This window comes from Achromobacter marplatensis (genome assembly GCF_002209535.1).
Classification (GTDB): domain Bacteria; phylum Pseudomonadota; class Gammaproteobacteria; order Burkholderiales; family Burkholderiaceae_B; genus Achromobacter; species Achromobacter marplatensis.
Genome location: NZ_NJIG01000011.1, coordinates 87,184 through 107,653, shown reverse-complemented (window position 1 = coordinate 107,653; position 20,470 = coordinate 87,184). Strand labels below are relative to the sequence as shown.

The 20,470-nt window shown below is 66.3% G+C and carries 16 protein-coding genes; 11 read left to right on the top strand and 5 right to left on the bottom strand.

Annotated elements, in window-relative coordinates:
- Positions 1-43 precede the first annotated feature (43 nt).
- Complete coding sequence (locus CEY09_RS23285) at positions 44-505, top strand: GatB/YqeY domain-containing protein (protein ID WP_006226902.1); 462 nt, start codon at positions 44-46, stop codon at positions 503-505.
- 14 nt (positions 506-519) lie between these two features.
- Here CEY09_RS23285 and dinB read toward each other — a convergent pair whose 3' ends face one another.
- Entirely contained in the window at positions 520-1,602 is a 1,083-nt protein-coding gene (gene dinB / locus CEY09_RS23280; protein ID WP_035213961.1) for a DNA polymerase IV, read from the bottom strand.
- A 106-nt stretch (positions 1,603-1,708) separates the two neighbouring features.
- Between dinB and CEY09_RS23275 the strand changes: the two genes are divergently transcribed.
- Entirely contained in the window at positions 1,709-2,125 is a 417-nt protein-coding gene (locus tag CEY09_RS23275) for a PaaI family thioesterase (RefSeq protein ID WP_088590429.1), read from the top strand.
- A gap of 24 nt (positions 2,126-2,149) precedes the next feature.
- Here the strand turns inward: CEY09_RS23275 and CEY09_RS23270 are convergent, their stop codons facing one another.
- On the bottom strand, positions 2,150-2,605 hold the full coding sequence (locus tag CEY09_RS23270) for a BPTD_2524 family lipoprotein (RefSeq protein WP_088590428.1): 456 nt from the start codon (positions 2,603-2,605) through the stop codon (positions 2,150-2,152).
- Between the two features lie 194 nt (positions 2,606-2,799).
- Here CEY09_RS23270 and CEY09_RS23265 point away from each other — a divergent pair, with 194 nt between their 5' ends.
- Positions 2,800-4,707, top strand: coding sequence for a S9 family peptidase (locus CEY09_RS23265; protein ID WP_377785540.1), 1,908 nt, complete (start codon positions 2,800-2,802; stop codon positions 4,705-4,707).
- A gap of 29 nt (positions 4,708-4,736) precedes the next feature.
- Here CEY09_RS23265 and CEY09_RS23260 read toward each other — a convergent pair whose 3' ends face one another.
- Positions 4,737-5,963 carry a sensor domain-containing diguanylate cyclase gene (locus CEY09_RS23260; protein ID WP_088590426.1) on the bottom strand — a complete coding sequence of 409 codons (1,227 nt, stop codon included), beginning with the start codon at positions 5,961-5,963 and terminating at the stop codon, positions 4,737-4,739.
- 556 nt (positions 5,964-6,519) lie between these two features.
- Here CEY09_RS23260 and pgaA point away from each other — a divergent pair.
- Genes pgaA through pgaD form a run of 4 tightly spaced genes read left to right on the top strand, consistent with a single transcriptional unit; the run spans position 6,520 to position 12,837 of the window.
- On the top strand, positions 6,520-8,991 hold the full coding sequence (pgaA, locus tag CEY09_RS23255; RefSeq protein WP_088590425.1) for a poly-beta-1,6 N-acetyl-D-glucosamine export porin PgaA: 2,472 nt from the start codon (positions 6,520-6,522) through the stop codon (positions 8,989-8,991).
- 32 nt (positions 8,992-9,023) lie between these two features.
- Positions 9,024-11,060, top strand: a complete 2,037-nt coding sequence (pgaB, locus tag CEY09_RS23250) for a poly-beta-1,6-N-acetyl-D-glucosamine N-deacetylase PgaB (RefSeq protein WP_088590424.1) — start codon at positions 9,024-9,026, stop codon at positions 11,058-11,060.
- The gene (gene pgaC, locus CEY09_RS23245) at positions 11,057-12,394 is read left to right on the top strand and encodes a poly-beta-1,6-N-acetyl-D-glucosamine synthase (protein WP_088590423.1); all 1,338 of its coding nucleotides are present in this window, start codon (positions 11,057-11,059) and stop codon (positions 12,392-12,394) included. The genes pgaB and pgaC overlap by 4 nt, the downstream gene beginning before the upstream one ends.
- Positions 12,391-12,837, top strand: a complete 447-nt coding sequence (pgaD, locus tag CEY09_RS23240) for a poly-beta-1,6-N-acetyl-D-glucosamine biosynthesis protein PgaD (protein WP_088590422.1) — start codon at positions 12,391-12,393, stop codon at positions 12,835-12,837. The genes pgaC and pgaD overlap by 4 nt, the downstream gene beginning before the upstream one ends.
- Positions 12,838-12,857: 20 nt before the next feature.
- Here the strand turns inward: pgaD and CEY09_RS23235 are convergent, their stop codons facing one another.
- Entirely contained in the window at positions 12,858-14,135 is a 1,278-nt protein-coding gene (locus CEY09_RS23235; protein WP_088590476.1) for an MFS transporter, read from the bottom strand.
- Positions 14,136-14,299: 164 nt separating this feature from the next.
- Here CEY09_RS23235 and CEY09_RS23230 point away from each other — a divergent pair, with 164 nt between their 5' ends.
- Positions 14,300-15,118: an AraC family transcriptional regulator gene (locus tag CEY09_RS23230; protein ID WP_088590421.1), complete on the top strand. Its 819-nt coding sequence runs from the start codon at positions 14,300-14,302 to the stop codon at positions 15,116-15,118.
- Positions 15,119-15,343: 225 nt separating this feature from the next.
- Positions 15,344-17,980, top strand: a complete 2,637-nt coding sequence (locus CEY09_RS23225; RefSeq protein ID WP_088590420.1) for a penicillin-binding protein 1A — start codon at positions 15,344-15,346, stop codon at positions 17,978-17,980.
- Positions 17,981-18,061: 81 nt separating this feature from the next.
- Here the strand turns inward: CEY09_RS23225 and CEY09_RS23220 are convergent, their stop codons facing one another.
- Entirely contained in the window at positions 18,062-18,775 is a 714-nt protein-coding gene (locus tag CEY09_RS23220) for a metallophosphoesterase (RefSeq protein ID WP_088590419.1), read from the bottom strand.
- A gap of 244 nt (positions 18,776-19,019) precedes the next feature.
- Here CEY09_RS23220 and CEY09_RS23215 point away from each other — a divergent pair, with 244 nt between their 5' ends.
- A complete protein-coding gene (locus CEY09_RS23215) occupies positions 19,020-20,195 on the top strand; it encodes a PepSY-associated TM helix domain-containing protein (protein WP_088590418.1) in 1,176 nt (391 codons plus the stop codon).
- Positions 20,192-20,392 carry a hypothetical protein gene (locus CEY09_RS23210; RefSeq protein WP_088590417.1) on the top strand — a complete coding sequence of 67 codons (201 nt, stop codon included), beginning with the start codon at positions 20,192-20,194 and terminating at the stop codon, positions 20,390-20,392. Before CEY09_RS23215 ends, CEY09_RS23210 begins: the two co-directional genes overlap by 4 nt.
- Positions 20,393-20,470 lie beyond the last annotated feature (78 nt).

Below are 20,470 nucleotides of genomic sequence, written 5' to 3'. Positions count from 1 at the left end.
TTACACTGGCGGATTGCCGCAACACCACACAAAAGGTTCACCCATGAGCACTGCTACGCTCAAGACCCGCCTCTCTGATTCCGTCAAGGACGCGATGCGCGCCAAGGCCGCCGAGCGCCTGACGACGCTGCGTTTCCTGCTGGCAGCCGTCAAGCAGAAGGAAGTGGACGAACGCCGCGACCTGACCGACGCCGAGATCACCGCCATCATCGAAAAGCAGGTCAAGCAGCGCCGCGAGTCGATCGCCGCGTTCGAACAGGCCGGCCGCACGGAAACGGCGGATCAGGAAAAGGCCGAAATGGCCGTGCTGCAGGAATTCCTGCCGCAGGCCGCATCGCCTGAAGAAGTGGCTGCCGCCATCGACGCCGCCCTGGCCGAAGTGGCCGCGCAAGGCGTGACCGGTGCGCCCGCGATGGGCAAGGTCATGGCGCTGCTCAAGCAAGCCCTCGCCGGCCGTGCCGACATGACCGCCCTGTCCCAGCAAGTGAAGGCCCGCCTGGCCTGATCCGAAGCGGGCAGTTAGAACGCGCCGCCGAACAGATCCGGCTGGCGCGCCTGCTCGGCGGGATCGGCAAAATTGCTCATCCCCACTCCTGCCAGCCGGTACAGGGTTTCCGGCGGCAATTCCACGCGTTCGCACAGCAGCTTGGCCACGGCGGCGAGTTCCGCCGCCGATCCCGGCGGATTCGGGCTGGTCTGGCTGCGCGTCAGGATGCGGAAACGGTCGGTCTTCAACTTGAGCACCACCGTCCGCCCCAGCGCGCCCTTCTTCAGCGCCTGGTCCCACACCCGGTCGGCCATGCGGTCGATGGCGTCGCCCAGCGCGTCCAGCCGGATGTCTTCCGAAAACGTCGTCTCCGCGGACACCTGCTGCAACGGCTGGTCGGTCTGCACCTCGCGCTCGTCGATGCCGCGCGCCAATTCGTACAGGCGCCTGCCGTAACGGCCGAAGTAATGCTCAAGCTCTTCCGCGCTGTGCGTGGCCAGGTCGCCCACGGTGTGGATGCCCAGTTGCTCCAGACGGGCCTGCGTCACCTTGCCCACGCCGGGCACCTTGCGCACCGGCAAGGGCTGCAAGAAGTCCAGCACCTTGCCCGGCCGGACGACGAATTGGCCATCAGGCTTGTTCCAATCAGACGCGATCTTGGCCAGGAACTTGTTGGGCGCGATGCCCGCTGACGCGGTCAGCCCGGTCTCTTCCCGGATCTGGTGCCGGATGACCTGCGCCACTTCCGTGGCCGACGGCAGCCCGCACTTGTTGATCGTCACGTCCAGGTAGGCCTCGTCCAGCGACAGCGGTTCGATCAGGTCCGTATGGCGGGCGAAAATCTGGCGGATCTGGCGCGACACCTCGCGATAGCGGTTGAAGTCCGGCGGCACATAGATGGCCTGCGGGCAAAGCCGTTCCGCGCGGACTGCGGACATGGCCGAATGGATGCCGAAGCGCCGGGCTTCGTACGACGCGGCGCACACGACCGAACGCGGGCCGGTCCAGGCCACGACCACCGGCTTGCCACGCAGTTCAGGGTTGTCGCGCTGCTCCACGGACGCGTAGAACGCATCCATGTCCACATGCACGATCTTGCGCATAAGTTCAGACATTCCGCTTGGGGACAAGAGGCCGGCCCGGCGATGCGCTGGCGGCCACTGCAAAAAAATATATTATGACCGGCTGATCCCGCTTTCCCATTCCGCCCACAACCGATCCATGAACGCAACTGCCCAAACCGATTACTTTGGCCTGACGATACCCTTCATGACCTTCATCGGCCTGGTGCCCGAGAGCATCGCGCCGGCTTACGCCCGCACCTCGCTGCCCTGGCGCGAAGACCTGACCAACAGCCGCGGCGACGTGCATGGCGGCACGCTGATGAGCGTGCTGGACTTCACGCTCAGCGCCGCCGCCCGCGGTTCTGCCGATGCCACCGAAGGCATGGCCACCATCGACATGAACACCACGTTCCTGTCGCCCGGCACGGGCGACCTGGTCATCGAGGCGCGCTGCCTGCGCCGCGGCGCGTCCATCGCCTTCTGTGAAGGCGACATCCGCCGCGCCGATGGCGAGCTGGTCGCGCGCGCCACCGCCACCTTCAAGATCATCCGCCGTCGTCCGGGCGGCGATTGACCCGGGCGCCTCGCTGCGGCCCGCCTACTTCGGCAAGTCGCGCGACGGCTTGACCGGCGGCCGCGGATCCAGCGGCATGTAGGTGCTGCACGAGGTGATGCTGTAGTAGATGGCGTCCTGCATCGCGCGCATCGCCGCCGCGTCCCAGGTGCCCTTGCCCCACATCACGATGCGCACGTCGGTGCTTTTCTCACCGGCGGCCTTCAGGTCGACGCGCGTCATTTCATTGTCGGTATACGGCGCCAGCACGCGCACGACAGCCGACTGCGCGCCTTCATTCAGATCGGGGACCACGCGGTAGGCGTTGTCCGTACTACGCAGGCAGTTATTCGACTGCCGGATCACCGCGGCGTAGGCATCCTTGAAGGCGACCGGCGCCTTGAACTCGCTGTGCGGCGACGTGCCGTCCTGCGAAATGCCCAGCGAGCACCCCGCCAGGCCCAGCGCCAGCGCCGATGCCGCGACCAGATTCCTGTACATGTAATTCTCCAGATGAATTGCCGCGATTATCCCGCAAACCGCCAGGCGGCATAAGTGGGGCCGGTTCGACACTGCCCGCGCGACTATGGCATTATCGACGAGCCGTCGGCGCCCGGCGCCGGCAGGCACCGTAGTCCGCCAATGCCCAAGACGTAAGGCATTGAAATCACGGAGGTCTCCCCTTGTTTTCATTCATGACGCGCACCGTTCTCGCCGCCAGCATCGTCGGCACCACCCTGGGCGGCTGCGCCACCCCGCCGCCCCCCCGCGCCTACCCCCTGAAAGATTTCTTCCGCAATCCGGAACGCGGCTTCTTCCGCCTGGCCGAAGACGGCCAGACCCTGGCCTTCATGCAGCCCACCAGCGTGGATGGCAACCCGGCCCGCATGAACATCTATGTGCAGCCGCTGGAAGGCAGCAAGCTGGTGGGCGAGCCCCGCCAACTGACCAGCGAAACCGCCCGCGACATCAGCAATTATTTCTGGAAGGGCGGCGACGTCGTCCTCTACCAGAAGGATTTCGGCGGCGACGAGAACTATCACGTGCTCGCCGTCAACGCCAAGACCGGCAAGATCACCGACCTGACCCCGTATGAAGGCGCCCGCGCCAGCATCGAAGACGACCTGGAAGACGATCCCGACCACGTCCTGATCAGCCACAACCAGCGCAACCCCGAAGTCTTCGACGTCTACCGCGTCAACGTGCACACCGGCGCCGCCGTGCTGGTCGCGCAAAACCCGGGCAATATCGTCGGCTGGCAGACGGACCACGCGGGCAAGGTCCGCGCCGCCGTCACCAGCGACGGCCTGAACACCACCCTGCTCTACCGCGACGACGAAGCATCGGAATTCCGTCCGCTGATCACGACCGACTACCGCACCAGCGTCAGCCCGTCATTCTTCACCTTCGACGACAAGAAGCTCTACGCGCTGAGCAATCGCGGCCGCGACAAGTTGTCGCTGGTGGTCATCGATCCGGCCAAGCCCGACGCCGAGGAAGAAGTCTTCACCCCCGACACCGTCGACCTGGACGGCGCGGGCTACTCGCGCAAGCGGCGCGTGCTGACCTTGGCCGCCTACCAGACCGACAAGCCGCAATTCAAGTTCTTCGACGCCCAGTCCGAGGCACTGTTCAAGACGCTGTCGGCAAAGCTGTCGGGCTACGAGATCGCGCTGCAAGGCTCCAACCGCGACGAAAACAAGTTCATCGTCGCCGCCTACAACGACCGCACGCCGGGCTCGCGCTACATCTACGACGCCACCACCGACACGCTGACCAAACTGGCCGACATCAACCCGGCCATCCCGGAAGCGGACATGGCGCACGTGCGCCCGATCAGCTATCAAAGCCGCGACGGCCTGACCATCCACGGCTACCTGACGCTGCCCGCCGGGCGCGATCCCAAGAACCTGCCTTGCATCGTGAACCCGCACGGCGGCCCGTGGGCGCGCGACGGCTGGGGCTACAACCCCGAAACGCAGTTCCTGGCCAACCGCGGCTTCTGCGTGCTGCAGATGAACTTCCGCGGCTCGACCGGCTACGGCCGCGCCTTTTGGGAAGCCAGCTTCGGGCAATGGGGCCTGAAAATGCAGGACGACATCACTGACGGCGTCCAATGGCTGATCAAGGAAGGCATCGCCGACCCCAAGCGCATCGGCATTTACGGCGCCAGCTACGGCGGCTACGCCACCCTGGCCGGCGTGACCTACACGCCGGACCTCTATGCCGCTGCAGTGGACTACGTGGGCGTGTCGAACCTGTTCACGTTCATGAAGTCCATTCCGCCGTACTGGAAGCCCATGCTGGACAAGATGCAGGACATGGTGGGCCATCCGGAGCGTGACCACGACCGCCTGGCGGCCACCTCGCCGGCGCTGCATGCGGACAAGATCAAGACGCCGCTGTTCATCGCGCAGGGCGCCAAAGACCCCCGCGTGAACAAGGATGAGAGCGACCAGATGGTCAAGGCGCTGAAGGCCCGCGGCATCGAAGTGGAATACATGGTCAAGGACAACGAAGGCCACGGCTTCCACAACGACGAGAACAAGTTCGAGTTCTACGAAGCGATGGAGAAGTTCCTGACGGAACACCTCAAGCCCTAGCTCTCGCTGCAAGGAACCTCGGACCGGCGCTAGTCCCCCGAGGCTTCCTGGGCGGCCAACTGCGTGTTGGCCGCCACACTGCCCACCTGCACGCGACCCGCGCCGCGCCCGGAAAATGCCATTTCCACGCGGTCGCGGCCTTGTTCCTTGGCGCGGTACAACGCCACATCGGCGCGCGCCAGGATCACGTCGGCGCTGTCGCCCGGCTGGTAGGATGCCAGGCCGCCGCTGGTCGTCATCTGCACTTCGCCTCCCTGCAAGTACAGCGGCGTATCCCGCAAGGCGTCGCACACCCGCTGCGCGTGGATCAACGCCCGCGCCGGATCGCAGTCGTACATCAGCAGCACGAACTCTTCACCGCCCAGCCGGCCGAAGCGGTCCGAATTGCGCACCGCGTTCTGCACGACCTGCGCGTAATGCCGCAGTGCCGTGTCCCCGGCCGCGTGGCCATAGCGATCGTTGATGGATTTGAAATGGTCGATGTCCAGCACCAGTACCGCCAACTGGCCGCCCATGCGGCTGCACCGCTGCAATTCGTGGTCCAGTTCATCCAGGATGCTGCGCCGGGAATACGCGCGGGTCAGGCTGTCGAACGTCAGCGCGGCCTGCATCTGTTCCGACAGGCGGGTCTGGATCAGCAGCAGCAAGGCCAGGAACAGCGCAGGCACGGTGACCGATCCGCAGACAATGAAGAACAGCCCCCAGGATGACGGTTGCAGCAGCGAGACAGGCGGCGCCAGGCCAGCGGCGTAGATCACCGCGCGCACTGCATGCAGGCCGGCCAGGCCGAAGGTCGCCAACATCAGGTAAAGCGTCACGCCGCTCGTCTGGATCTCGGTGCGCTGCTGGTAGATCACCCGGCCCGCCATTGCCATATACACGCAGGTGTAGACCGAAAACAGCACCATGCGTCCGACCAGGTTGTCCTCGCCGTACAGCATTACGGCAAACGCCAGCAGACACATCGCACTGATACCCAGGGTGCGCACGATGTGCGGGCGCAGGCCGAAGAACTGGCGCAGGCCCACATAGACCAGGCCCACCGCGCACACCCACGCCGCGTTCGACGCCATCACATAGACGCCTGCGGTAATGAACTCGGCCGACGCGTACGACAGCAGGGACATCACGGCCAGCGCGTTGGCCGCGATGAACGCCTGGACGCCGCCCACGCCGCGCGCCTGGAACGGCAGCAGCAGCGGCAACGCCAACGCCGTAGCCAGCCCCCACATCAGGAAGAACAAGGAAGTCGTCATGGTTTTTGCCGGGTCGCGCCTTCAGGCGCTTGCCGTCGCTTGGAATTGCCGTTGCACTGGGTTCGTAAGTGGAGACGCGTTACACGTCAGCATTTTTGATGCTTTTTGTTACCAGAAGGACAAATAGACGCACGACACGCAAGACGGCCAAGAGCCGTCGCGAGACGAATGCGATTTATCCAGAACCTTTACTAGCCGCGCCAGGACGATTGCACGGTATGCGACGAAGAATACGCCAAGGGGAACGCGTCAGGATCGTCCTTTGCAGTAATTGACAGTTGAATTTGCGGAAAACCCCTACAGTCCCATTTGTCGCAGGGGCCGCAAGAAGCCCCTCGACCACGCCCTACGGGCGTGGCGCGTACTAGCCATGCACCGCCTCAGCGCGCGTGCGAAGGTCCCCGTAGCGGGCGCCGCGCAGTCCAAACCACATGTTCGCTTCCCTTCCCGAGGGCGCCCCGCGCGCCGCTCGAGTCGCTGCCGGTTCTGCCGCCAGCGCGCCCCCAGGGCGGCGGAGCCATGAACATCCCTAGTCGCAACTGCGGAAGTACAACAGATGCAAGATAGAGGACCCAAGCAACCCCGGGTTGCCCGAACGACATTGCGCCGACTGGCCGCCTGCGCCGCCCTGGCGCCCGCCCTGGCTCTGGCAGGACCGGCGGAAGACTACGACGCCCTGATCATCCGCGCCCGTGCCGGCGACTACGAGCCCGCGCTGGCCATGCTGCGCCAGCAAGGGCCGGCCGCTGGCGCCCGCGTCGTCCACGATCACATCATCATCGCCAGCTGGGCCGGCAAACCGGCCGAGGCCATCGCGGCCTACGAATCCCTGCCCTCCGGCACGGCGCTGCCCGGGGACGTCCAGTTGGCAGTGGCCCGCGCCTATCGCGATGAACGGCGCTGGCCCGAAGCCCTGGCCGCCTTCCGCGAAGGATTGCGCCGCTACCCCGGACAGCCCGCCTTCACCGCTGGTGAAATCATGACCCTGGCCGACGCCGGCCAATTCGACCCGGCTCTGGCCGCGGGCCGCAAATGGGTGGCGCGCCAATCCAAGAGCCCTGATGCGCGCCTGGCGCTGGCCTATGTCCACGCCCGCCAGGGCCAGCCCTTCGAAGCGCTGCATCAGACGGATCTGGCACAAGGCCTTGCCCCCGACTCCCCTGCGGTGCAACGCGAATACATCTACGCGCTGCAGCGCGCCCGCATGGCAGACATGGCGCTGGAACGCGCGCGCCAGCATCCGGCGCTGTTCAATGCCGCCCAGATGCGCGGCTTCGAGGCCGATGCGCTGGCCCAGCAGGTGCGCCTGGCGGCGATGCCGACGCGCAGCGAGGCCGAACGCTTCGTGATCGCCGACCGCGCGCTGGCCCGTTACGACGTGCTGATTCCCGCCTGGCGGCAATTGGGCGACGCGGCGCGCGACGACGTGACGCGTGCCCGCATCGACCGCCTGCACGCCCTGCATGCACGCGTGCGCATGGCCGACCTGACGCAGGAGTACGAAGCCCTAGTCGCCGAAGGCGTTCGCGTGCCGCGGTACGCCTTGAACGATGTGGCCTCGGCTTATCTGTACCTGCGCCAGCCTGAACGTGCCCGCGACCTCTACCAGCAGGTCGCCGCTGACGACGCCTTCAACAATGACGATCCCGAGCAGCGGCTGGCCAACCAGACGGGGCGCTACTACGCGCTTGCCGAAGGCGAGCAATACGACGAGACGGGTGCGGTGACCGAAGCCGTGCAGTCGGGCTATGCCCCCTGGCTTTACTACAAGGGCCAGGCCACCCGCATGCCGAATGATCTGAACCTGGAAAGCAGCCAGACGCTTGCCGCCGCGCGCCTGCAAGCCGACGACACCGTTGCCGCGCAAACCAGCCTGCAAGACATGGTCGCCAACGCGCCCAACAACTCCGGCCTGCGCAGCGACCTGGCCGGCCTGTACCGCGCACGGTCGTTGCCGCGCGCCGCAGAGGCCGAACTGAAAATGGCCGAGACCCTGGCGCCTCGCAGCCTGGGCGTGGAAAACGGCCAGGGTTTCACCGCACTGGACCTGCAGGAATGGCGGCAGGCGGAAGCGCTGTCCGCCGATACGCTGGCGCGCGCTCCCGAGAACCTGACCAGCCGCCGTCTGGCGCGCGAATGGGAAGTCCACAACAAGGCCGAATTGCGCATCAGCGGCTATCGCGGGCTGGCCTCGGACAGCCCCGTCAACGGCAACGGTGACTTTGGCATCGACGCCGTGCTCTATTCCTCGCCCATCAATTACAACTGGCGCGTGTTCGGCGGCGGCGGCTATGCGGCCGGCGATTTCGAGGAAGGCCGCGGCAACTACCGCTGGCTGCGCACCGGCGTGGAATGGCGCGGCCGCGACCTGACCGTCGAAGGCGAAGTCTCCACCAATGACTACGGCCATGGCGTGAAACCGGGCGTGCGCCTGTCGGCCGCCTACGACCTGGACGACCACTGGCAGATCGGCGGCTCGGGTGAAATCATGTCGCGCGAGACGCCGCTGCGCGCCTTGACCAACGACATCTCGTCCAACCGCCTGACAGGGTTTGTGCGCTGGCGCGCCAACGAACGGCGCGAATGGACGCTGGCGGTCGCCCCGTCGCGCTTCAGCGACGGCAACCGCCGCTGGGAACTGGGCGTGAACGGCCGCGAACGCGTCTACACCGCCCCGCACCTGAAGGCGGACCTGGAGCTGGACCTGTCGTCCCAGCACAACACGCGCGACGACGCGCCCTACTTCAACCCGAAGGCCGATTTCATGGCGGTACCGGGCGTACGCCTGACGCATACGCTTTACCGCCGCTACGAAACCGCTTGGGAACAGATCGGCACGCTGGGCGCCGGCACCTACAGCCAGCAGGGCTACGGCACCGGCGGCGTCCTGGCGCTGGGCTACGGCCAGCGCTACCGCGCCAACGACGTGCTGGACATGGGTGCGATGGTGACTGGCATCAGCCGCCCTTACGACGGCGTGCGCGAACGCGAACTGCGCATCGTGTTCGACCTTGCCTATCGCTTCTGAACCTCCATCCGAACCTGGACCCAGAACCCGTCATGCCGCTTAACACCCCTACCCGCTTGATCCTGGCAGGCTTGCTGCTGCTGGTCATCCTGGCCCTGACCGCCTGCGCCAAGGACATTCCCGTCTTCACGCCGCCGGCCGAGCGCCCCATGGCTCCTGCCGAGCAGGCCTGGAAGCCGGATCAATTCCTGGCGCTGGCCTATCACGACGTCGAAGACGATGATCCTGACCAGGGCTTCCTCAGCGTGCGCACCGACCGGCTGGTCGACCAGCTGGCCTGGCTGCGCGCCAACGGCTACCAGGCCGTGTCCGTCGACCAGATCCTGGCCGCGCGCCAGGGCGGCCAGCCGCTGCCCGAACGCGCCGTGCTGCTGTCGTTCGACGACGGCTACCGCAGCTTCTACACCCGGGTGCTGCCTATCCTGAAAGCCTACGGCTGGCCCGCGCTGCTGGCTCCCGTGGGTGTCTGGATGGATACGCCGGCCGACAAGCCGGTGGACTTTGGCGGCAGCCCCGAGGCGCGCGATCGCTTTTTGACCTGGGACCAGATCCGCGAAATCTCGCGGTCCGGCCTGGTGGAAATCGCCGCGCACACCAACGCGTCCCACTACGGCGCCCTGGCCAATCCCCAGGGCAACACCGAACCGGCCGCGGCCATCCGCGCCTACAACGCACAGACCCGCCAATACGAAACCGAAGCCCAGTTCAATGCCCGCATGGGCCGTGACGTAGCCGCCATCACCGAGAAGATCCGCCGCGTCACCGGCCACGCGCCCCGCGTCTGGGTCTGGCCCTATGGCGCGGAAGGCGGCTCCACGTTGCGCATCGCGGGCGAGCACGGCTATCAGTTGGCCCTGACGCTGGAAGACGGCGCCGGGCGGTTGGGCCGCCTGATGTCCACGCCCCGGCTGCTACTGTCCAGCGACCCGGCGTTGAAACCCTTCGCCAACAGCGTCGTCGGCATGGAAGCGAACCCCTTCATGCGGGTGGCGCACGTCGATCTGGACTACGTCTACGACCCCGATCCCGCGCAGACCGACCGCAACCTGGGTGAACAGGTGCAGCGCATCCTGGACATGCAGATCAACACCGTGTTCCTGCAGGCGTATGCGGATCCCGAAGGCGACGGTCTGGTGAAGTCGGTGTACTTCCCCAACCGCTGGCTGCCCATGCGCGCCGACCTGTTCAACCGCGCGGCCTGGCAATTGCACAACCGCGCCAACGTGATGGTTTACGCCTGGATGCCAGTGCTGACCTTTGATCTGGACTCGTCCCTGCCTCGCGTCACCCGGTGGGACCCCGAGGCGGCAGGCGCGCCGCAAGCCGACCCCGACCAATACCGCCGCCTGTCGCCCTTCGACGCCACCGTGCGCGCCCGCATCGGCGAGCTGTACGAAGACCTGGCGCGCTACGCGATCTTCGACGGCCTGCTGTTCCACGACGACGCCCTGCTGTCCGATTTCGAAGACGCCAGCCCCGCAGCACTGGCCGCCTACCGCGCGGCCGGCCTGCCCGGCAGCATCGCCGAACTGCGTGCGGATCCGGACACCCTGCAACGCTGGACCCGCTTCAAAAGCCGCGCCCTGATCGATTTCACCGCCAGCCTCACGCAGCGCGTGCGGGCCGTGCGCGGGCCTCAAATCAAGACCGCGCGCAACATCTATGCGCAGCCCGTCCTGAATCCCGAATCCGAGACCTGGTTCGCGCAGAACCTGGACGACTTCCTGGGCGCTTACGACTGGACCGCCCCCATGGCGATGCCACTGATGGAAAACGTGCCGAAGGGCAAGGAGAACGCCTGGCTGGATGCGATGGTCGACGCCGTCGCCCGCCGTCCGGGCGCGCTCGGCAAGACCGTGTTCGAACTGCAAAGCCGCGATTGGCGCGCGGGCCCCGGCCAGCCCGAAGGCGCGCCCGTGGACACCGCCGTATTGGCCGGCTGGATGCAGCGCCTGCAACGGCGCGGCGCGCCCAGTTTCGGCTACTACCCCGATGACTTCTCGCAGGACCAGCCCCGGTTGCAAGGCATCCGGCCCGCCCTCTCCGAAGCGTGGTATCCCATCCGATGATCGACCGTCTGCTCGCCCTGATAATCCTTTGCGCGGTGCTCGGCGCGCCGTTCGGCTTCACCTTGATGCTGACCGGCGAAGCGCTGCTGGGCTTCGTCTTCTTCTACCCCCTCTTCATGTCCGGCATGTGGATGGCCGGCGGCATCTACTTCTGGTGGCATTGGGAACGGCACTGGGCCTGGGGCAAGGATCGCCAGCCGCCCGTGCTTGCCGGCGATCCGCTGGTGTCCATCCTGGTGCCCTGCTTCAACGAAGCCGGCAATGGCGAAGAAACGTTGTTGGCCGCACTGAACCAGAACTATCCGCACATCGAAGTCATCGCCATCAATGACGGCTCCAGCGACGGCACCGCCGCCATGCTGGACCGGCTGGCGGCATCTCAGCCGAAACTGCGTGTGGTGCATCTGGCCCAGAACCAGGGCAAGGCGATGGCGCTACGCATGGGCGCCCTGGCCGCGCGCAGCGAATACCTGGTCTGCATCGACGGCGACGCGGTGCTGGACCCGGACGCGGCCGCGTATCTGGTGGCGCCGCTGATCGACAATCCGCGCGTCGGCGCCGTCACCGGCAACCCGCGCATCCGCACGCGCTCGACGCTGATCGGCCGCATCCAGGTGGGCGAGTTCTCGTCGATCATCGGCCTGATCAAGCGCACGCAGCGCGTCTACGGGCAGGTGTTCACCGTCTCCGGCGTGGTGGCCGCGTTCCGTCGCGCGGCGCTGGATCGCGTGGGCTACTGGAGCCTGGACATGATTACCGAAGACATCGACATCAGCTGGAAGCTGCAACGCGACCACTGGTCGATTTTCTACGAGCCGCGCGGACTGTGCTGGATCCTGATGCCCGAGACCTTGCGCGGATTGTGGAAGCAGCGCCTGCGCTGGGCCCAGGGCGGCGCCGAGGTTTTCTTGAAAAACCTGCGCTCGATCTGGAGCTGGCGCCATCGCCGGCTGTGGCCGCTGGTGGCGGAATTCTGCCTGTCCACCGCCTGGGCGTTCGCGTTCGCGATTTCGGTGCTGCTGTGGGTCATCAGCCAGTTCGTCGCCCTGCCCAACCAGATGCAGATCGCCAGCCTGATGCCGCCCGCCTTCACCGGCATGATGCTGGCGATGGTGTGCCTGCTGCAATTCGCGGTCAGCATCCTGATCGACCGCCGCTATGAACCCGGCCTGACCCGCGCGCTGTACTGGGTCATCTGGTATCCGCTGGCCTATTGGATGGTCAGCCTGTTCACCACGCTGGTCAGCTTTCCCAAAGTCATGCTTCGCAAGCAGGCCCGGCGCGCGCGCTGGACCAGCCCGGACCGGGGCATCAAATCACCGGACGCATCATGATCATCACCACGCAACGCTCGCGCGCGGGCTATCTGTTCGACCTTCTGCTGACTGCCGTCGGCTGGTTCGCCTTCGTCTATCTGTTCGGTTCCGGCATCGTGGCCATCCTGCGCGCTGCGGCCGGTGGGCCCGACGTAGCCCTGTGGCCCGTCTTCCTGCCCACCGTGCGCACGCTCTGGGGATATGGGCTGCTGGCGCTGGCGAATGCCGCCTTGCTGGTGGGCTGGGCGATCTACAACCACCGGCGCTTCGGCGGCAAGGACCGCCGCAAGCCCATCAAGCCGCTCTCGGACCATCGACTGGCCAAGAGCTTCGCCGTCACGCCCGCCCAGCTTGCGCAGCTGCGCGCGGCCAGGGTGTCGGTCATCCATCACGGCGCCGAAGGCGAGATCCTGGACATCGAAAAAAGCCAGCCCCGCCTGCACTCGGTCCAGGCGGGCTGAACGCAAGCGGGCCCCGCGCCTTACCCCCGGGCCGTGCCCGCCCGGGGTTTCTCCACATTCGGCAACAGGATCGCCACCACGCCCAGCAGCGGCAAATACGCGCACACCTGGTACACGTATTCCAGGCTGGTCGCGTCCGCCAGCTTGCCCAGCGCCGCGGCGCCCACACCGCCCATACCGAACGCGAAACCGAAGAACAGGCCGGCGATCATCCCCACCTTGCCCGGCACCAGTTCCTGCGCGTAGACCACGATGGCGGAAAACGCCGACGCCAGCACCATGCCGATCACCACCACCAGCGCGCCGGTCCAGAACAGGTTCGCGTAGGGCAACATCAGCGTGAACGGCGCCACGCCCAGGATGGACACCCAGATCACGATCTTGCGGCCGACGCGGTCGCCAATGGGCCCGCCCACCACCGTCCCCACCGCGACCGCGGCCAGGAACAGAAACAAGTACAACTGCGCCTCGCGCACCGACAAGCCGAACTTGCCGATCAGGTAGAAGGTGAAATAGCTGTTCAGGCTGGCCAGGTAGAAGTACTTGGAAAACACCAGCACGCCCAGTACCGTCAAGGCGCCCAGCACCTGGTTGCGCGACAGCCCGTTGCCCGCCCCGTCGCGCCGCGCACGCGGCTTGAGCCGTACGCGGTTGGCGCTGTACCAGCGCCCGATCCCCGTCAGCACGACGATGCCGAACAACGCCGCCAGCGAAAACCACGCCACGCTGCCCTGCCCGTGCGGAATGATGAAGAGCGCCGCCAGCAGCGGCCCCAGCGCCGACCCTACGTTACCCCCCACCTGGAAGAGCGACTGTGCCAGACCGTGGCGGCCGCCCGAGGCCATGCGCGCCACCCGCGACGATTCCGGATGGAACACCGAGGACCCCGTGCCCACCAGCACGGCCGCCACCAGCAACCAGCCGAACGACGGCGCCACCGACAGCAGCAGCAAGCCCACCAGCGTGAAACCCATGCCCACCGGCAAGGAATACGGCTTCGGATGGCGGTCGGTGTAGAAGCCAATGAACGGTTGCAGCAGCGATGCAGCCAATTGATAGACCAGCGTGATCATCCCGATCTGCGCGAACGACAGACTGAACGACTCTTTGAGCATGGGATAGATGGCCAACAGGATCGACTGGATCATGTCATTCATCAGATGCGCCACGCTGATGGCGCCCAGCACCTTGAAGGCGGTGGACGGGTCCGATGCCGCCGGGGTGGCAGCCTGCGCGGAAGCGGGAGCGGGGATGGAAGCGTCCGTGACGCCGGCAACGGGGTTCTGGGCGGAATTCATGGTGCGCATGCAAAGGGGCAGGACCACCCGGCGCCATGCCGGGACCAGAGGACAGTGTAGGAATCCGGCGCGACTAAGATCTGCCAATTTTCGTCGCTTAAGTGACAAAATACGGCTACGGCGCTTTCACGGACCGCCTCATCCTTTTGTCGGAAGTGACACTCATGCCCGCTCGCCTGCCCTTGCCCGACCCCGCCCGCAGCATCAACGCCCAGGACTATCAGCACCTGCCCCGCGCGGTGACGGCCATGGCCAAGGAATTCCCGGCCGGCGCGCAGACCGGCGCCCACTCCCACCCCCGCGCCCAACTGATCTACGCGGTCGAAGGCGTGATGCGCGTCACCACGCCCAGCGGCTTCTGGGCGCTGCCGCCGCTGCGCGCGCTATGGGTGCCGGCCGGCGTGCCGCACGGCGTGGACATGGTGGGCGCGGTATCCATGCGATCGCTCTACATCCAGGCCGAGGCCGCGGCGGGGTATTGGCGGCAATGCCAGGTGGTCGAGGTCAGCGGGCTGCTGCGCGAACTGATCCTGGCGCTGACGGCGGCGCCCGTCGATTACCCGCTGGGCGGCCGCGAAGAACAGGTCGCCGCGCTGATCCTGTCCGAACTGGCCGCCGCTCGCGTGGTGCCCATCCAGATCCCGTGGCCGCGCGACCGCCGCCTGCAGACCATCTGCATGGCCATCCTGGACCAGCCGGGGCTGCAGCGCGGCATCGAAGACTGGGGCAGCGAAGTCGGCGCCAGCGCCCGCACCCTGATCCGGCTGTTCCAGGCCGAACTGGGCCTGAATTACCGGCAGTGGGTGCAGCAGGTGCGCCTGGCGGACGCGGTGTGCCGGCTGTCGCTGGGCGTGCCCGTCGCGCGCATCGCGGCCGACCTGGGCTACCGCAGCCCCAGCGCGTTCAGTGCCATGTTCCATCGGGCGCTGGGCGCGCCGCCCCAGCGCTACCTGCAGGACGCCGACGCGCTGAACCGACGCTGAATTCCGACAAAAGCGTGCAACCGGCCTTGCTGTTTGTCACGGCGCGCAATACATTTCACAGCGCATTCCTGTGCGCACACGCGCGAAAGCCGCGCCCCGCGTATGCTAGACCCCGTCCCTATATTTACGTGGCACACGCCCCCCACCGCGCCCCGGCAAGTTTGGTTACTGAAACCTTATTGCGCCATGGCCGGTCTATAGCGTTCTGCCCTAGAATCGCCTGCAATGAGCACCCCCCAGCAATCCTCCGCCAACCCGGGCGGCAAATCGGGCCTTCCCTGGAAACGACTCCTGGTCAAAGCGGGCATCGCCGTGGCCGGCGCCGGCGTGTGCGGAGCCGTCCTGTTGGGGCTGGCCCTGGCGCTGGCCTGGCCCAGCCTGCCCGACCTGCATGCCATGACGGACTACCGTCCGCGGGTGCCGCTGCGCATCTATACGGCCGACAAGGTGCTGATCGGCGAATACGGCGAAGAGCACCGCAACGTGCTGCGCTTTGACGAGATCCCGCCCGTGATGCGCCAGGCGGTGCTGGCGGCCGAGGACGACCGCTTCTACAGCCACGGCGGCGTCGACTGGATGGGCGTGGCGCGCGCCGTGCTGACCAACGTCGTCAAGGGCTCGAAGTCGCAGGGCGGCAGCACGATCACCATGCAGGTGGCGCGCAACTTCTACCTGTCGTCGGAAAAGACCTACTCGCGCAAGTTCTACGAACTGCTGCTGACCTTCAAGATCGAGAACGAGCTCACCAAGGACCAGATCCTTGAGCTCTACATGAACCAGATCTACCTGGGCCACCGCGCCTACGGTTTCGCCGCTGCGTCGCGCACCTACCTGGGCAAGCCGCTGTCGGAAGTGACGCCGGCCGAAGCCGCCATGCTGGCCGGCATCCCCAAGGCCCCGTCGCGCTTCAACCCCATCACCAATTTCCCGCGCGCGGAAATCCGCCAGCACTACGTGCTGGGCCGCATGAAGACGCTGGGCTACCTGACGCCCGAGCAGGCCGATGAAGCCTTGAAGCAGCACCTGACGATCCGCGGCGCGGACGGCACCAGCGCGCGCGGCTTCGCCGTGCATGGCGACTATCCGGCCGAACTGGCGCGCCAGCTGATGTACGGCGTGTTCCAGGAAGAGACCTACTCCAAGGGCATCGACGTCTACACGACGATCGATTCCAAGGCCCAGAAAGCCGCCTACCGCGCCGTGCGCAACGGCGTGCTGGACTACACGCGCCGCGCCGTCTATCCCGGCCCGGAAGACCAGCTCGACCTGCCCGACGGCGTCGAGAACGATCCGCAAGCGTTGGACGAAGTCCTGGATGGCGTGCAGGACAAGGCGCCCGACAGCGAAGACCTGCTGGCCGCCGTCGTGCTGTCGGCCAGCCCTACGGAAGTGAAGCTGGCGCGCAGCGGACGCGACCTCATCACCATCTCGGACAAGAAGGCGCTGGCCGTCGTCGCTCGCGCCCTGAACCCGAAGGCGAGCGACAGCCAGCGTATCCGCCGCGGTTCTGTTGTCTACATCCACAAGACTGGCGACAAGGACACGGACAGCTGGGAAATCATCAACATGCCGGCGCTGCAAGCCGCGCTGGTGTCCATGACGCCCGAAGACGGCGCCATCCGCGCCATGATCGGCGGCTTCGACTACAACCGCGGCACCTTCAACCGGGTGACCCAGGCCTGGCGCCAGCCTGGTTCGAACATCAAGCCCTTCGTCTACGCCGCGGCGCTTGAGCGCGGCTTCACGCCCGCCACCCAGATCTCGGACCAGCCCTTCATGCTGACGGCGGCCCAGACGGGCTCGAAGGATTGGCAGCCCAAGAACGACGGCAACAAGTACGAGCCCATGCTGACCCTGCGCCAGGGCCTGTACCGCTCCAAGAACATGGTGTCGATCCGCATCCTGCAGGCCATCTCGCCGCAGTATGCGCAGGACTACCTGACCCGCTTCGGCTTCGACAAGTCCCGCTGGCCGGCGGTGCTGCCGCTGGCACTCGGCGCGGGCGGCGCCACACCCTTGCAGGTGGTCAACGGCTACAGCGTCTTCGCCAATGGCGGCTATCGCGTCACGCCCTATCTGGTCGACCACGTGACCGACCGTTCCGGCAAAGTGCTGATGCAGGCGCAGCCCGTCAAGGCCGGCGACGAAGCAGCGCGCGCGATCGACCCGCGCACCGCCTGGGTCATGGACGACATCCTGCGCGGCGTCGCTACCAGCGGCACCGCGGCGCGCGCGCATCAGGTCCTCAAGCGCAACGACGTCGGCGGCAAGACCGGCACTACCAACGAAGCCGTGGACGTCTGGTTCTCGGGCTTCACGCCCGCGCTGGCGACCACGGTGTGGATGGGCTTTGACCAGCCCAAGTCGCTGGGCACGAACGAGTTCGGCAGCGGCCTGGCCCTGTCGACCTGGCTGGACTACATGCAGCCCGTGCTCAAGGGCGTGCCGGACGCCAAGCCGGCGCCGCGTCCGGACGGCCTGCTGGTGGAAAACGGCGAATACTACTTCTCGGAATTCCCGCCGGGCCAGGCCGTGGCCTCGCTGGACTTGTCCTCGGGCGATGCCCTGACCGACTTCCTGAACAACAACCGCTCCACCGACGGGGTGGATACCTCGGTCAAGCCGCTGCCGACCCCCGGCGCGGCCTTGGCGCCGTCTAACCCGACCAGCGCCGTCCAGGCCCCGTTGATGCCGATCCCGGCGCCCCGCGCGGACAATGCCCCCGCGACGGGTTCGCCCGTCGCGGGGGCACCTGCCGCAGGATTGCCTGCCGCAAGTTCGCCTGCCTCCAATCTGGACAGCAGCGGTGTCAGCGCCAGCGCGGTCACCACCTCCGCCCCCGTGATGGCCCGGCCCCTCTGATCCCGGCTGTCCACAGACACGAAGGGCGCCTGCAAGGCGCCCTTTGCTATTTCCGCGTATCGATTTTGCGACCCGGCGGACCTATTCCTCGGTCGCCAGCTCGGTCACCACCTCATGTGGCCAGGCCAGCAGCGACTCCAGGTCCAGGAACGTGAAATAGCCCTCCCGCCAGCCCTCGGTGTCGATGTGATAGACGTTGCCCAGCAACAGCGGCGCCGCCACTGGCGTATGCCCCGCGACCACCGCCCGCACGCCCTTGATGACCGTCCTGTCCATTTGGCGCAGCCGTTCCCGCGACCATTGGCAAGCCGCGCTGGTGCGCTTATAGCGGTCTTGCAGCGCGGATTCCAGCCGCGGCCAGAACAGCACCGGGCAATCCGCATGCAGCAAGCCGACCGCGCCGTCGGCCGTCTCGACCTCAATGGCGATGGGCAGTTGCGCGAAGGCTTCGGCAAAGACTTTTTGCCGGTCGGGCGGCAGGTCCAGGAACCAGCCGCCGCCGTAGCCGCGCCAGTTCATGACGTCTACCTCCCCGGTGCGTACGTGGCGGATCGCGTAGTCCTCGTGGTTGCCCTGGACCGCATGGAACCAGGGCTGGGCCAGCCACTCCAGAGCGGCCTCGTTTTCCGGCCCCCGGTCCACAAGATCGCCCACGGAAAACAGCCGGTCGCGCGCTGGGTCGAAACCCAGGCGGTTCAGGCTTTCCTGTAGACGGGAAAAATGCCCATGCACGTCGCCCACCGCAAAATCGCGGCCGCGTTCATTGCGTGGGATTTTCAGAAATCGCTGCTCCATGATGATCCGGCAGCCACCGGTTGCGGGCGAATGGATCCGTCCCCATCACCCGACTGTGGCTGTTCTTGCCTGTTGAAACCTGACCCCTCTTTTTAACCCGGTTTCTGGTCGGACACTGTTGCGCCCCCCATGGCTACGGGGTCAAAATATTGCGTTACGAGAATCGCTATTATTCGTGATAATGTTCCGACTTTCCCAACTGATACCTTAAAGGGGGCCGCGCAGGCCGCCTCCTGCCGTCGCCATGACAGCCGCCTCCACCATCAAGACCTGGTACTGGATCCACAAGTGGACCAGCCTCGTCTGCACCATCTTCCTGCTCATCATCTGTCTTACCGGTTTGCCGCTGGTGTTCCACCACGAAATCGAACACTGGCTCGATGATGCCAAGCCCCTGTCGGATGTACCGGCCAACACGCCCCCCGCCAACCTGGACAAGCTCGTAGCAAGCGCCAAGTCCATGTACCCGGGCGAAGTGATCGACTACCTGTTCTTCGATCCCGACGAACCCCAGGTCTGGGTGGGGATGGCCAAGAAGCCGGGCGACGGCCAGGCCTCCGGGCACGCGGTGCGCATGGACGGCCGCACGGGCGACGTGCTGCTGGACGGCCCGCCCTATGCCGAGGACAAGTTCTCTTTCATGGGCATCATGCTGGCGCTGCACGTGGACCTGTTCGCGGGGCTACCCGGCGAACTGTTCCTGGGCTTCATGGGCCTGCTGTTCTGCGTGGCCATCGTGTCCGGCGTCGTGCTCTACGGCCCCTTCATGAAGAAGCTGGAGTTCGGCACGGTGCGCGCCGCGCGCTCCACCCGCCTGAAATGGCTGGACCTGCACAACCTGCTGGGCATCGTCACGCTGGTCTGGGCGTTCGTGGTGGGCGTGACGGGTGTCATCAACGAATTGTCGACCCCACTGTTCCGCCTGTGGCAATCGACCGAGCTGGTCCGCATCCTGGAACCCTATAAAGGCCAGTCGGTACCCAGCGAACTGGCGTCGGCCCAACTGGCCGCCGACACCGCGAAAAAAGCGCTGCCGGGCAACGAAGTGTCGTTCATCGCCTTCCCCGGCAACGCTTTCGGCAGCCCGCACCATTACATCGCCTGGATGCGCGGCGATACGCCGCTGACCTCCAAGCTGAACACCCCGGTGCTGGTGGACGGCAAGACCGGGGCGCTGACGACCGTGGCCAAGATGCCCTGGTACCTGACCGCGCTGGAAGTGTCCCGCCCGCTGCATTTCGGCGATTACGCCGGCCTGCCCCTGAAGATCATCTGGGCGCTGCTGGACCTGATCACCATCGTGGTCCTGGTCAGCGGCCTCTACCTGTGGCTGGCGCGCCGCCGCGCCACCGAAGCACGCATCAACGAACTCGTGAAAAAGCATCAGGCCGCCGCCGCCCCGCAAAGGACACCCGCATGACCGCCCGTCAAAGCAGCAAAGGGGGCTGCGGTTTCATGTTCGTGTGGGGCGTGCCGATCCTGCTGGGCGCGCTGAGCGTGTTCGGCCTGCTGGCCGCCCTGCTCGGCACCGGCGCCTGGCACTGGGCGTCCTGGATCACGCTGACCATCCTGCTCGTGGTCATCGTGCGCTACTGGTGTTTCCCGCTGAAGCACTAGCCCGCAAAAAGTACCGCCACGGGGGATTGGGGTCCCGCCTCCCCATCGGGGGCCCGCTACCCCCTGCCCCGCCGACGG

Bases quoted from the DNA above. Each gene is read 5' to 3' on its own strand.
- CEY09_RS23285 (WP_006226902.1), top strand. From the start codon at position 44: ATGAGCACTGCTACGCTCAAGACCCGCCTCTCTGATTCCGTCAAGGAC.
- dinB (WP_035213961.1), bottom strand. From the start codon at position 1,602: ATGTCTGAACTTATGCGCAAGATCGTGCATGTGGACATGGATGCGTTC.
- CEY09_RS23275 (WP_088590429.1), top strand. From the start codon at position 1,709: ATGAACGCAACTGCCCAAACCGATTACTTTGGCCTGACGATACCCTTC.
- CEY09_RS23270 (WP_088590428.1), bottom strand. From the start codon at position 2,605: ATGTACAGGAATCTGGTCGCGGCATCGGCGCTGGCGCTGGGCCTGGCG.
- CEY09_RS23265 (WP_377785540.1), top strand. From the start codon at position 2,800: ATGACGCGCACCGTTCTCGCCGCCAGCATCGTCGGCACCACCCTGGGC.
- CEY09_RS23260 (WP_088590426.1), bottom strand. From the start codon at position 5,963: ATGACGACTTCCTTGTTCTTCCTGATGTGGGGGCTGGCTACGGCGTTG.
- pgaA (WP_088590425.1), top strand. From the start codon at position 6,520: ATGCAAGATAGAGGACCCAAGCAACCCCGGGTTGCCCGAACGACATTG.
- pgaB (WP_088590424.1), top strand. From the start codon at position 9,024: ATGCCGCTTAACACCCCTACCCGCTTGATCCTGGCAGGCTTGCTGCTG.
- pgaC (WP_088590423.1), top strand. From the start codon at position 11,057: ATGATCGACCGTCTGCTCGCCCTGATAATCCTTTGCGCGGTGCTCGGC.
- pgaD (WP_088590422.1), top strand. From the start codon at position 12,391: ATGATCATCACCACGCAACGCTCGCGCGCGGGCTATCTGTTCGACCTT.
- CEY09_RS23235 (WP_088590476.1), bottom strand. From the start codon at position 14,135: ATGAATTCCGCCCAGAACCCCGTTGCCGGCGTCACGGACGCTTCCATC.
- CEY09_RS23230 (WP_088590421.1), top strand. From the start codon at position 14,300: ATGCCCGCTCGCCTGCCCTTGCCCGACCCCGCCCGCAGCATCAACGCC.
- CEY09_RS23225 (WP_088590420.1), top strand. From the start codon at position 15,344: ATGAGCACCCCCCAGCAATCCTCCGCCAACCCGGGCGGCAAATCGGGC.
- CEY09_RS23220 (WP_088590419.1), bottom strand. From the start codon at position 18,775: ATGGAGCAGCGATTTCTGAAAATCCCACGCAATGAACGCGGCCGCGAT.
- CEY09_RS23215 (WP_088590418.1), top strand. From the start codon at position 19,020: ATGACAGCCGCCTCCACCATCAAGACCTGGTACTGGATCCACAAGTGG.
- CEY09_RS23210 (WP_088590417.1), top strand. From the start codon at position 20,192: ATGACCGCCCGTCAAAGCAGCAAAGGGGGCTGCGGTTTCATGTTCGTG.